Source organism: Rhodococcus sp. AW25M09, from assembly GCF_000333955.1.
Classification (GTDB): Bacteria; Actinomycetota; Actinomycetes; order Mycobacteriales; family Mycobacteriaceae; genus Rhodococcoides.
Map to the genome: position 1 here is coordinate 53826 of NZ_CAPS01000124.1, position 11256 is coordinate 65081.

The window sequence follows — 11256 nt, forward strand, 5'->3', positions numbered from 1 at the left end:
GTGTCAGAGAGCTACGGCGTTCACCAGATCCCCGGCTCGAAGCGCCCCGACCGTGTTGTCCAGACGCACGAAACAATTCGCTTCGGCCGCCGATCCGAGGCCGTGCCGTTTCGCTCCCGTCAGCACGGTGACTGTTCCGTCCGAGTTGGAGCGAGCAAGATGAAACGAGTGACGCCCGGGCGTTCGCTCGATGGAGTGCGCAAGCGACACAGTCACTTCCCGTCTCTCCTCGGGTCTCAACCCCATGGCGAGTCGAAGGTTACGACGGGCGAAGAATTCGAACGATGCGTACGCAGCCAACGGGTTACCAGGAAAGCTCAGCACCGCGGTGTCGAACACACGCCCAGCGCCCTGTGGTCGTCCCGGCGACATCGCAACGCCTGAGAACTCCATGTCCTCGGTACACAAGGCCGGCTTGACTACTTCGTGGTCACCCGCACTGATCCCTCCCGAGGTGATGACGACGTCGGCTGCGGCGCACGCCGTAGCCAGAACGGCACGAAATTCGTCCACCGAGTCGGACACCGAAACACACATAGCCACTTCGGCACCGCACTGCTGCACGGCGGCCGCAAGCATGACCGAGTTGGACTCGTGAACCTGGCCGAATCCCAGAACCGGTGATCGGTAGATGATTTCGGTTCCGGTGGAGATCAGCGCTACTCGCACTCGTCGGTGGACCAGCACGCTACGAACTCCGACCGCGGCGAGCAGACCTACCGGCAATGGTGTCAGGGAGGTTCCCGGTGTGAGAAGGCGCTGGCCCTCCCGCACATCCTCCCCCTTGCGCCGAATGTGAGCACCGAAATCGCATGGCCGATCGAACTCGACCTGCATCCCGTCGACTTGCGCCCCTTCCACGGGCACAATCCCGGTAGACCCAGCCGGAACAGGAGCCCCCGTCATTATCTTGGCGACCGTTCCGACAGCCGACGTCATCGGTGTGGGATGACCGGCCGGAACATGTTGCGCAACAGGCAATGACACAGCCGATTCGGCGGATGCACCGATGAGATCGGAGACATGCACGGCATACCCGTCGACCGCTGAGTTATCGAACAGGGGAAGCGGGGCCGGCGCGAATACAGGCTCTGCCAGGACGAGGCCGGATGCCGCCCAGATGTTCGACCGCCGTACAGGAGTGCTCCCGATCAGACCGCCGACCGTGGCGCAGTGATCCTCCACCGACCGTAAGGCAGCAGACGACGACCTTACCGGCGAGCTCATGACCGACCCCGAACTGCGGCCACGAACAGTTCGTCCTTACCCGTAGGTTGGGTCTTGGCCGCAACACAATCCACACATTCATCCGGGTGTATGCACAGCATCCGGACGCCCTGATACATGCAATCCACAGGGCACTCTTCGATGCACGCCTTGTCGAGAATATCGACATACGGCTCGGCCACGATGTATGTCACGAAACGTTGCCCCTCAATGGATTCCGCGTCTTCTATGGTTTCCGTCATAGTACATAGTCTCCCGGATCGCGCAGCCTTGTCGGCGGAGATGTTCGGCGCGGGTACCCCCGAACCCCGAAGTCTGTGCATACGCACATCATCTCGGGGCTGCGAGTGGACTGCCGCACCTTCCGTCGCGCCGTCGCAACCCTCACAATCGATTCCACACCACATGATTGATTCCTCGAAAGGTCCGGAAATCATGAAGTCTGTAGCAGGCAAGGTCGCCCTCATCACTGGAGGGGCGTCCGGTATCGGCCTCGAGACCGGACGCCGTCTCGCATCGCTCGGCGCGCATGTCGTCCTGGTCGACCGCTCCGAGATTTCCCCTTCGGTGCTGGCCACGTTGGACACGACGCGGCACGGACGACACATCTCCATCAGCGCTGACGTGACCGACACCGCGTCGCTCGAATCGGCCGTGGCGACGGTGCTGGACGAGTACGGCTGCCTCGACGTGGTTGTCGCCAACGCCGGTATCGCCGAGGCCGGTACCGTCGCAATCAGTGACGTCGAATCGCTGGTGAAGATAGTGGAGGTCAACCTCATCGGGGTAATTCGGACGGTCCATGCAACCCTGCCTGCGATCACGGCGCAGCGTGGTTACTACCTGCTGGTGTCCTCGGCGGCGGCGCTGAAGAACATCCCGGGCCAATCTGCCTACGCCGCATCCAAGACGGGCGTCGAGGCATTCGGTGGTGGGCTGCGCCTCGAGGTTGCGCACAAAGGCGTGGGAGTCGGTGTGGCACACCCGGCCTTCGTCCGCACTCCGATGTTCGAGTCGCAGCACAGCATTGCTGCGGTACGCGACGGCATCGAAGAACTGCCGTGGCCGTTCAACGTGGTGACCGAGCTCGGCGAATGCGCCGATGCATTCGTGAACACGATCGTCGGTCGTCGCCGAAAGGTCTACGTACCCGGCGCTCTTCGCGGAGTGGATACCGTGCGTGGAGTCTTCACCGGCCGACTGTGGGATGCGATACTCCGCCCGCGGGTGAAGAAGACAGTGCCTGCGCTAGAGAGCGGGGTTCTCCAGAGCCGCGCGCTGCGCTCGGTCACGCGTCAGTAGCCACCACGCCAACACCAGATCTGCAGTCGAGTCGATGTCCAATCCGGTGAGATCACTGAACCGGGCGACTCGATTGCGAACGGTGTTGCGGTGAACGTATAGGGCGGCGGCGGTGTCGTCGACGCGGCGATCGTGGTCGAGATACGTTGCGACGGTGTCCATGATCTCCCGACCTGCTACGCCGCGTACGAGTAGCGGGTCGAGGTGCACGGTAGCCATCTGCTCCGCCACGTCGTCCGCGAAAGAAAGAAGAGGAAGCGGTCCGAGAGCCGCAAGATCCACGACGCCCGTTTTCTCGAACGTCACGGCCAGCGAGAGTGCACGTTGTGCTTGCTCGTAGGAAGATCGCGCCTCGGAGGCCGTCCTGGCATCGCCGAGTCCGATGGCGACGGAGCACTCGAGGCGATCCGGAACATTGGGCAACAGCGCCACCAGATGACGGTCGATGATCGCGTCGACAACCTCGAGAAGACCGGCGCTGCAACGCATTCGCAGCATCGCCCGAGCATCGGAAGACTTGGATGTCTCGTCCCAGACCACACAGGCGACGCGATACTCGTGGGTGAGATCGATTCCGTGTTCGTTCGCGTCACTGTTCAGCGACGCGGGTCGGTACGATCCCTCCACCAGTTGCCGGATGAGATCAGCGCGTCGAATCGCGCCGGTGACGGCTCGCTCCTGCATCACGGTGTTCACTGCGGCGGAATAGGACGTCGCCCATTTCCACATCATGTCTTGTATGTCATCCACCGCGGCCGTGGTCAAGCTCTGCTCGACGGCCTTGTGCCGAATGATCTTGAACAGCTCACGTGCTCCCAATTGAATACTGTGCGCAACCAATTCGAGTGGGATCGTCTGATCGGACCAGCGCCGGAGCAGGTCGGTGACGTCACTTTCGTCGACCGATGGCGAGTCACTGCGCACGCGCCACAGAACGATGTCGAGTACGGCCCTGGTATTGCGCTGCACTTCCTCGTGCGCGACGGAGTCGTACACCGGGATCCGCTGCCGGTACATCTCCGCCAACCGCGATGCCACTGAGTCCAACTCGGCATCGGCCCCGGCGATCAGCGACGAGATCCTTGCCGCGATCTCACGCTCCCGGGTGGTGTCACCGTCTTCGTGCATCGAACCGCCCTCCGTCCCTAGGATCGTGTCACATGCCTATTCGACAGTCGGCGGATTGCGGGTGCAACGGCCCGACTGCGGGCGGTGAACGGCGTTGTGGTCAACGCACCTCGGAGAACCGGCATGGTGGCGACCACGCGTGCCAGACCGGCCACGTTCACATCCAGGAGAACGACGTCGGCACCGCGGGCAGAGCACTCTATTGCTGTGGCAGAGCCGATTCCGCCTGCTGCACCGGTGACGACGAGTACTTGTCCGGAAAGCGAGCGAACCGTCATGAGGCATTCTCCGGTCGGGAGAACGATAGGTCTACGACAGCAAGGGCCGATTCCGAAATGCTGCCCAGGACAAGTTGCGGTCCGCGGCGCACCACGCTGGTGACCATCGAGTAGTCGGGCGTCGGCGACTGCAGATCGTGGACGATCGAACCGTCACCGTCCACTGCGATCACCCACGTGGTCTGCTCGCCCTGCCGAATCCCCTCCGGCAACGAGTAGGCGATTCTGCGAAAGACCCCGGGTAATTGGGCAACGAAATCGTGCAGTGCGCTGCGCGGCGTCGCCATGGACACCCACGTCAGATCGCCGTCGGCCGATATGTTGTCGGGAAATGCCGACAGGTTGTCGATCAGAATCTGTGGCTGGGCGGCTCTGTCGACAAGTGAATATCGAATCACGTTGAAGTCGCCCGTCGAGGACACCGTGGCCCATTCTTCCGTGTCGGACACCGTCAACCCGTTCGCGAACTGAATCCCGTCGACCACGATGCGAGCCGAGCCGTCCGGTGTGAGTTTCACCAGATGCCCGGTGCCGGAGTGCTCGAGCAGATCGGCAAGGAAGTCGTAGAAACCGAATCTGCGCGTGGACACCGTGAAATAGATGGTGCCCGACGCGGCCCGAACGATGTTGGACGCGAATGTGATCGGGACACCGTTCAGGTGGTTCAGCACCACCTCCACGCTGCCACTGTCGAGATCGACACGAAGCACGCCACGTTCGCTGTCGCACACGAGGATCGTCGAGTCGTCGATGACGGCGATACCTAGCGGCCTACCGCCGGTATCTGCAAGCGTCTCCACTGTGGACGTGGTGCCGTCGACGAGGGTCACCCGCAGCACCCTCCCGTCCTCGACTCCGGTGAGAATTCGGCCCTGGGAATCCAACCGAACGTCCTCGGGACCGCGACCTGGCAACTCGATGCGCCTGATCGGACCCATGGGAACTGCACTTTCTTTCTCCCGCGCGCGGTCGGTGGACCGAGGCGGTGTCCACCTCACCGGACGCAGGCTCGGACTCGGCGTAGGCACCGGTCGGCGCGCGTGCGACGGTGCGACCTGCTCGTTGATGACCGCGGCGACGGCACCCGCCGAACTCCACGGTGCGCCATGGCCTTCGTGCTCCAAGGGGTAGGCGTCGATTCTCGGATCACTCGCCGAAAGCGCCATAGCGGCGGAGTCCACTCGGCGATCGTCGAGTCCGTACACCACGGAGATCGAGCAGCCAAGTGCAGCAAGCCGTTCCGAGAGCGACTCTTCCTCGAGGTAGTGATCGATCGAGGAGGTCGAGGTGCGGAACCGTCGGATGCCGGTATTCAGCAGGTCCTGTACCGCGAACTCCGGGACGGGACCGCCGGGTGCGAACGCGGAGCCGAGTCCTTTACGCAGCTTGTCGGCGGGAAGCATCGCCCATACTGCGTCGCCGACTATCGGCGCCCTCAGAATCTTTTCCGAGAGCCCACGTCCTGTCAGTCGACTCGACATCGTCGGTGTCGTTGCCACGAGGATCAGCCGGCGAACGAGCGAGGGGTACTGCTCGGCCAGTGACGTCGCCACAAGGCCGCCCCGTGAATGGCCCACGACTGTCACGCTCTCGAAGCCTGCCACCCGTATCTCGCGAGCGACCTGGAGCGCATCCTGTTCGATCGATTCGCTACCCGCCAGGTCGAGCGCAAGGACGGTACCGGGTAAGAGAGGAGTTACCCGATCCCACACGGCGGCCGAACCACCGAGACCGTGCAGGAGAACGATTGCGTCGGAAGTCATCGCGACCCGTCCGAGCTACGCACCAGGTGCTGCGTCGGGTCGAATCGAACTGTCCGAGTGCGGTAGCCGAGGATGCTCCCAGGCCAGAGGTTGCTGTTGCGGCCGGAGGGATCGAGATACCAACTCGAGCAGCCGCCGCTGGTCCACACTGTTCCCCCTGTCAGTTCATCGATATCGGCCGAATATTCTGCCTGCGCCTCCGGCGTGGGCTCGATGGAGCCACTCGCATCGACCGCGTGCTTCATTGCCCGTTCGATGTAACCGAGCTGCGACTCGAACATCATGATCACCGAGGTGTGTCCCAAAGCAATATTGGGCCCGTGCATCAAGTACAGATTCGGGAAGCCTGCGACGGTGGTACCCAGATATGCCCGCGGACTGGTCCCCCAGCTATCTGCCATCGATTGGCCATTTTCGTCGAATACTCTGTCGGTCAACGGCAGTTTACTCGTATCGAACCCGGTACCGAAGATGATCGCATCGACCTCGTGCACTCCGCCTGCGGCGTCCACGACTCCCGTGGGTGTCACTTTCGCGACTCCACCGTTCTCGACCGAGACGTTCGGCTGGGCCAACGCCGGGTAGTACTCATCGGACAGGAGAATCCGCTTGCAGCCCATCCGATAATTCGGCGACAGCTTCTCACGCAAAGCGGGATCACTGACTGCATGACGCAGATGTGCACGCCCTTCTCTCTCCCCGATGCGCATCAGCACCGGATGCCGAAAGGCCAGCAGCTTGATCTCTCGCTTCGCAAAGATTACTGCTCTGGACGCGCGCCGATACCCGGGAACCGACCCCAACCGCTTTCGGGTGCTCTCCGAGATCGGCCGATCATTGCGAGGCATCACCCAGGGCGCAGTGCGCTGAAACAGCGTGAGCGACTTGACGACAGGTTGGATCTTCGGCACGAATTGGATCGCGGACGCCCCGGTACCGACGACGGCCACGCGCTTCCCCGAGAGGTCTACATCATGATTCCACTGCGAGGAGTGAAAGACGGGACCGTCGAAGGTGTCGATTCCGTCGATTGCAGGCAACGTGGGGTCTGCCAGCGATCCGGTGGCGAGCACTACATGGTTGGCGGTCGACCAGCCCCGCGCGGTGTCGAGTATCCACCGTGATGCGTCCGCGTCCCACGACAGAGATTCGACGGCATGCTCGGTTCGGATCCGCGGCATCAAGCCGTGTGCGCGCGCCAGGTCCTCCAGATAGAGGCGGATCTCCGCCTGACGCGCATACGTGTGTCGCCACCGGTGACTGGGTGCGAACGAGTACGAATACAGCACGCTCTGCACGTCGCACGCGGCACCGGGGTAGTCGTTGTCGCGCCACACTCCACCGACGGACGAAGCTCGCTCGAAGATCACGACGCTTCCCCCGTGCAACTGCTCGAGCTTGATAGCTGCCCCGAGACCAGCAAAGCCCGACCCGATGATGGCAAGGGTGTGATGGTCGGAAATTTCGGTCGGCTCGGATTTCACCATGATTGTCTCGTGTTCTGTGAGTGCGGATTTCGGGAAAACTCAGACCATGACGTCACTGAAGACGGTAGATCTGCGGGCAACTCGAATATGCCATCGAAAACAAGGATCTCGGCAGGATCCACCGAACCGTGGCTCTTGGTCGTCAGCCGAACGGACACTAACGCGGTCGCGTAATCGATCTCGCCGATGTGGAAAATCTGCTCGAAGTACAGATTCTTGGCATCGGTACCCAGCAGGCGCGTGCGCACGCGGTACGACTGCGGAAAGGTGAGAGATCGGTGATACGTGATGGTCTGGGCGGTCACCACCGGGCTCCACCCGCGCACACGGAACTGCTTCCACAATCCCGTTCTTGCGTAGTACGAAATTCGGGCAGCATCCAGAACGGACAGGTAGCGTCCGTTGGTCATGTGCATGAGGATGTCGAGATCGCTGAGCAGCACCCGAAACCGAGACTCCAGCGCGGCTCCCACTGTGGCTTTTCGTCTCGTCGGTCGCATACGGACGAGCCAGCGGACCGTCATGATCACAGTGTTCATCCCTTCGCCGACTCGACCCCCTACCTATGGTGGCCGTGGAGGTTCATCGTCGCGATAGCTGCCACAACACGTCTGAACGCGGAAATGTGTGCGCGTGCACAAAACTTGAAAAAGCGCTCCCAACAGACGACCATCGGAACGTCCTGGGCCGACGAGGCGGCCGACGTACTCGGAGCGTCACCCGGATACGTCGAACACGAGTACGCACTCTGCGCGAGGAGAGACATATGAAGACATACATCATCGGAGCTGCAGGCGGCATCGGCTCCAGACTGAGCACCATCCTCACCGCTCGCGGTGACGCCGTCTCCGGAATGATCCGCAACCCCGATCACCGTGAGCGGGTTGAATCAACCGGCGCAACAGCCGTTTTCGGCGACCTCATCGACAACGATGTCGCAACGCTCGCAACGGCGTTCGCCGGCCACGACGCCGTCGTCTTCAGTGCAGGCGCACACGGCACCGGCATGGACAAGACAACCCTGATCGACGGAAAAGGCCTCGAGAAGGCAGCCGACGCAGCGCGCAGCGCAGGCGTGGAGCGATTCGTGCTGGTCTCGGCGTTCCCCGAATCGGGTCGCAGCCAAGAGCCGTCCGAGGGATTCGAGCACTACATGGCGACCAAGAAGTCGGCCGACGTCTACCTGACCCACACCGATCTGGACTGGCTCATCGTCCGGCCGGGAGTGCTTCTCGACGAGCCAGGCGACGGCACCGTCACCGCGGGACTGGCCATCGAGCACGCTGAGGTACGCCGCGACAACGTCGCAGCGTTCATAGCGGCAGCATTGGCCGAACCATCACTGACCCGAACGATCGTCGAACTCACCGACGGTACAACGCCTGTCGCCGATGCGGTTCGCCAGGTCATCGACGGCTCCGGAGTACGACCCACTGCCTGATCGTTCACCGGTCGACCTGGAGTCAACACCGCGGCAGACCATTACCTCATTTCGGAGGGATCTGCTTCCGATGCCTCGGCCTCAGCAGGTTCGGCATCGGGCGCGGTGGGGTGAGCGGGCAGATAGATCAGAGTGAGGACGGCAGCAACCGCGGTTACTGCTCCGGCGACCATGCAACCGACCGCCAGACCGTCGATGAAGCTCGCTTGCGCGGCGGGAGCCAATCGTGCACCCGCTTCGGCCCCTGCGCTACCGAACAACTCTCCCGCCTTCTGGGCCGCAGTCAATGCTGCACCCAGCGACTCGCGTGCAGGTTCGCGTAGCGGTTCGGGTACGGCATCGAAGTCCAGGTGATCTCGGTAGACCGACAGGGCGACCGACCCGATCACTGCTACACCCAGGGTCCCGCCCAGCTCTCGAGTTGCGTCGTTGACCGCCGAACCCATATCTGCCTTGTCCGGCGACACCACACCCATGATCGCTTCCGTCGCGGGCGTACTTGTTCAGTCCGATACCTGCACCCAGTAGCACCATCTGACCGACGATGGTCCAGTAGCTGCTGCCGTCCGAGAGAGTGGACGCCCACCCGAACGCCGCAGTCAGTGACAACAGACTCAGTGCGACAACGACTTTCGAGCCGATTGCTACGGCCAGCCGGGTTCCGACGAGGGCAGCCACTGCAATCGACCCGGCTACGGGCAACATGCGTAGCCCTGTTTCCAGTGCGCCGTACCCGCGGACGAATTGGAAATAACAGCAAGCCCGCACCCCTGGTCGGGTGCGGGCAACGTAGGCCGATCAGAGCTTGACGGCAGCCTTGGAGATCGCCTTGCCTGCAGCAACGTCACGCAGCCACTGAGGCACCTCGTCCCCATCACGTTCGCGCATCGCGATCGACGCGCGAGCCGCCGCAGCCGCGACCTGCGGGCGCGGCACCTTTGCGGCCTTGCGCTGTTCGGTGGTAGTCATGGCAGACCCTCCTGCTCGTTCTTTCCATCAGTGTCCTCGTCATCAGACGAACGCGCCAGCCCCAAGGCAGTGCGATCGGCGACCACCTTGAGAACAGCCTTCTCCGTCGTGGTCATCAGCGGCGAATCAGTCACCGCGGCGTAGATGTCCCAGCCGAGCCCGGCCTCGTCGTCATCGTCACTGACCGTGTGATCGAGGCACCAGGTTATGCGTTGCCACGCCTGGGCGCGCTTGTCGGCCACGGTGCGCTGTCGCACGGTAAGAGCCACCCCGACGACGGCGAGCACACCGACGATCAGAGTCACCCATGCTTGGGCTGGGATTGCCTTGGTTGTTCCTCCCACAGTCGATCAGGCCGGGAGTACGAGGGGCCTTAGAGGTGCGGCCGACACGCTGCGGTCAACGTACTGCGCAGGTCCGACACGACACTGCGAACTCCGAACGACCACTGCACCTCCTGCTCGTGGCGATCAGCAGACTTCTCGATCATCGAACCCGGCCGGTAGGTCACGGTGTTCGCGGACCTCGACAAGGGCGCGGCGCACGGTCGATAACAGTCCGTCCACGTCCACGCCACCAGCGACGAGACGTTAATCGAGCGGAATTCGTCCACAGGAGTCCGCGGATGTCCGCGTGCTGTCCTGAACGCGACTGCAGCGGACCAATTCAGGGACCTTCTTCAGTGGAGCCTCCTAACGGGATTGAACCGTTGACCGCTCGCTTACAAGTATGTTGCGAGACAACCAGATACGTCCGTATAGAACCACCATGGAGCTGCTGACCTGCATCGACCGTCCAAGCGGGACCATCCGAATCCACTCTCGTAGGTACCAACATGTGACACGCTCGTGACACCGAGACCCAACTCCACCCAAATACGGTAGTTGTAAACCGACGTTGTACAACACATCCGACACCTCGGCCCACTGGCTCGAACGAACATCAGTATTCTTTGGACCGACAAACACCCGGTCGTTCGCGCAGTCCCGTTGTGGTTGGTTTCGGTCTTGCCTGGCGTGAGGGCGAACGGTTGACTCGCGGCCCCGACGGGAAAGAGACGTCTTCGACGACGACGGGACCGGCGAGGAGCAAGGCGCGGTGAGCTAAAGAATGGAGCTTGCTCGGCTTCGACGCCGCCGCGAGCTCCGGTGAAACTCCGGTAAAACGGTCGGTACTGGTCGGTCGTCGTCGGTCACCACCGGATGGCAGCGTCCCCCACGCTCGGCGTTTGTGCAGGTCAGCGGCTCGTTCACCCAGTGGGCGCATCAAGCGATAGACGCAGAGCCGACGTGATTAGGTCGTCGGTTCGGTTCTGGTGGTCGCGCGATGCGCTGGCCTCACGGCTCTGCCCGACACCGACGTCGCTCTCCTCTGCGACGGACCCCTCGCCGGCTGAGCGCTCGCGGCCGGCATCCTGTCCGTGTGCCGAAAGGCCTCGCTCCGCTCGGCAACGCAGCGTGGCGTTGTGTCGCGACCTGGACGTGCGAGGTGTCAACGGTGCGTCGGCGCAACGATCGTTGTGTGCGCAGCGAGATGCTCCATGCCGCACGCGCGGCGCGCACGAACGCAACGCCCCGGAACGCCAACGACCCGTCATCGCTGCGACGCGCAACGCGTCTCCCGTCACGGCAACGGATCGCAACCACGACCCCGCCCACGGC

The 11256-nt window shown here is 62.7% G+C and carries 12 protein-coding genes and 1 pseudogene; 3 read left to right on the top strand and 10 right to left on the bottom strand.

Translation table 11 applies throughout. From position 1 onward, the window contains the following. Positions 1 to 3: 3 nt before the first annotated feature. Together RHODMAR_RS23995 and RHODMAR_RS24000 are read right to left on the bottom strand one after the other, a co-directional pair. Positions 4 to 1227 carry a molybdopterin molybdotransferase MoeA gene (locus RHODMAR_RS23995; RefSeq protein WP_008719884.1) on the bottom strand — a complete coding sequence of 408 codons (1224 nt, stop codon included), beginning with the start codon at positions 1225 to 1227 and terminating at the stop codon, positions 4 to 6. A 53-nt stretch (positions 1228 to 1280) separates the two neighbouring features. Next, positions 1281 to 1421: pseudogene (locus RHODMAR_RS24000) on the bottom strand (ferredoxin); the annotation flags it as partial. A gap of 241 nt (positions 1422 to 1662) precedes the next feature. Between RHODMAR_RS24000 and RHODMAR_RS24005 the strand changes: the two are divergent. Continuing rightward, the gene (locus tag RHODMAR_RS24005) at positions 1663 to 2529 is read left to right on the top strand and encodes a short-chain dehydrogenase/reductase (protein ID WP_008719887.1); all 867 of its coding nucleotides are present in this window, start codon (positions 1663 to 1665) and stop codon (positions 2527 to 2529) included. On the opposite strand, the gene RHODMAR_RS24010 is transcribed toward RHODMAR_RS24005, so the two are convergent. The 5 genes from RHODMAR_RS24010 to RHODMAR_RS24030 are packed head-to-tail and all read right to left on the bottom strand — an operon-like array spanning position 2476 to position 7709. Next, a complete protein-coding gene (locus RHODMAR_RS24010) occupies positions 2476 to 3657 on the bottom strand; it encodes a PucR family transcriptional regulator (RefSeq protein WP_008719890.1) in 1182 nt (393 codons plus the stop codon). The genes RHODMAR_RS24005 and RHODMAR_RS24010 overlap by 54 nt on opposite strands. A 17-nt stretch (positions 3658 to 3674) precedes the next feature. After that, a complete protein-coding gene (locus RHODMAR_RS24015) occupies positions 3675 to 3935 on the bottom strand; it encodes an SDR family NAD(P)-dependent oxidoreductase (protein ID WP_042940206.1) in 261 nt (86 codons plus the stop codon). Beyond that, on the bottom strand, positions 3932 to 5698 hold the full coding sequence (locus RHODMAR_RS27150; protein WP_008719896.1) for an alpha/beta fold hydrolase: 1767 nt from the start codon (positions 5696 to 5698) through the stop codon (positions 3932 to 3934). The genes RHODMAR_RS24015 and RHODMAR_RS27150 overlap by 4 nt, the downstream gene beginning before the upstream one ends. Next, positions 5695 to 7185 carry a flavin-containing monooxygenase gene (locus tag RHODMAR_RS24025; protein WP_008719897.1) on the bottom strand — a complete coding sequence of 497 codons (1491 nt, stop codon included), beginning with the start codon at positions 7183 to 7185 and terminating at the stop codon, positions 5695 to 5697. The genes RHODMAR_RS27150 and RHODMAR_RS24025 overlap by 4 nt, the downstream gene beginning before the upstream one ends. Continuing rightward, positions 7179 to 7709, bottom strand: a complete 531-nt coding sequence (locus RHODMAR_RS24030; RefSeq protein ID WP_157226193.1) for a thioesterase family protein — start codon at positions 7707 to 7709, stop codon at positions 7179 to 7181. The genes RHODMAR_RS24025 and RHODMAR_RS24030 overlap by 7 nt, the downstream gene beginning before the upstream one ends. A 242-nt stretch (positions 7710 to 7951) precedes the next feature. On the opposite strand from RHODMAR_RS24030, the gene RHODMAR_RS24035 reads away from it, so the two are divergent. Continuing rightward, the gene (locus RHODMAR_RS24035; RefSeq protein ID WP_008719901.1) at positions 7952 to 8626 is read left to right on the top strand and encodes an NAD(P)-binding oxidoreductase; all 675 of its coding nucleotides are present in this window, start codon (positions 7952 to 7954) and stop codon (positions 8624 to 8626) included. Positions 8627 to 8667: 41 nt separating this feature from the next. On the opposite strand, the gene RHODMAR_RS27155 is transcribed toward RHODMAR_RS24035, so the two are convergent. The 3 genes from RHODMAR_RS27155 to RHODMAR_RS24045 all read right to left on the bottom strand — a co-directional run bounded on the left by RHODMAR_RS27155 (position 8668) and on the right by RHODMAR_RS24045 (position 9939). Next, complete coding sequence (locus tag RHODMAR_RS27155) at positions 8668 to 9102, bottom strand: hypothetical protein (RefSeq protein WP_008719903.1); 435 nt, start codon at positions 9100 to 9102, stop codon at positions 8668 to 8670. 322 nt (positions 9103 to 9424) lie between these two features. Then, positions 9425 to 9595 carry a hypothetical protein gene (locus tag RHODMAR_RS28395; RefSeq protein ID WP_157226194.1) on the bottom strand — a complete coding sequence of 57 codons (171 nt, stop codon included), beginning with the start codon at positions 9593 to 9595 and terminating at the stop codon, positions 9425 to 9427. Then, positions 9592 to 9939, bottom strand: a complete 348-nt coding sequence (locus tag RHODMAR_RS24045; RefSeq protein ID WP_008719904.1) for a hypothetical protein — start codon at positions 9937 to 9939, stop codon at positions 9592 to 9594. The genes RHODMAR_RS28395 and RHODMAR_RS24045 overlap by 4 nt, the downstream gene beginning before the upstream one ends. 1137 nt (positions 9940 to 11076) lie before the next feature. Here RHODMAR_RS24045 and RHODMAR_RS29245 point away from each other — a divergent pair. Then, the coding region (locus RHODMAR_RS29245) for a hypothetical protein (RefSeq protein ID WP_232433752.1) at positions 11077 to 11256 on the top strand (180 nt) is incomplete at its 3' end.